At 50.7% G+C, this 609-nt stretch carries 1 protein-coding gene; it reads left to right on the plus strand.

The features are described 5' to 3' along the window. Nucleotides 1–52 precede the first annotated feature (52 nt). A partial coding sequence (locus I6F41_RS17975; protein ID WP_197108918.1) for a zona pellucida domain-containing protein occupies nucleotides 53–609 on the plus strand: 557 nt, incomplete at its 3' end.

A 609-nucleotide genomic window follows, 5' to 3' on the forward strand; every position in this document is an offset into this window, starting at 1 on the left:
GCCACAATCAGCTCCGGCTTCCAGAGGTCATGCTCTTTCTTCTCAAGGGTTCTTGAATCCTTTCCAAAAGGATTATCAGTTTCCGGTTCTTGACTCCAGAAGATTTGCGCAAGAGCCTCTTGGTCTTCAGGAGAAGCAGCTGATGCAGGGTCCAGTCAAGCCTTTGGACTGGAAGTTTCCAGTTGTCCCAGAAGTGCAACGTGAGTTGGCGGCGAACTTCCAGTTGAGGCAACCTGTGACTCCCAGTAGTGTGGCTGTTCAATGCAGTGAGAACCGGGTTCATGTGGAGGTGAAGAAGGATATGTTCAGCAATGGTCAGCTGATCCAGCCAAGTGGTTTGTCTATGGGAGGCTGTCCTGTTGTTGGTGAGGACTCTGCCTCTGGGGTGCTCATCTTTGAATATGCACTGCAGGACTGCAATAGTGTGTTGATGATGACCGAGGATGAGCTCGTCTACACCTATGCGGTTACCTACACTCCTGTGGCATTTGCTGGCACGCCGATTACCCGTACTGAGGGTGCAGTTGTTGGCGTTCAATGCCACTATCAAAGGCTCCATAATGTGAGCAGTAATGCTCTGAGGCCAACTTGGGTTCCTTATGCTTCAAC

It is taken from the genome of Pseudoalteromonas sp. SCQQ13 (assembly GCF_015864415.1).
Lineage (GTDB): Bacteria > Pseudomonadota > Gammaproteobacteria > Enterobacterales > Alteromonadaceae > Pseudoalteromonas > Pseudoalteromonas nigrifaciens.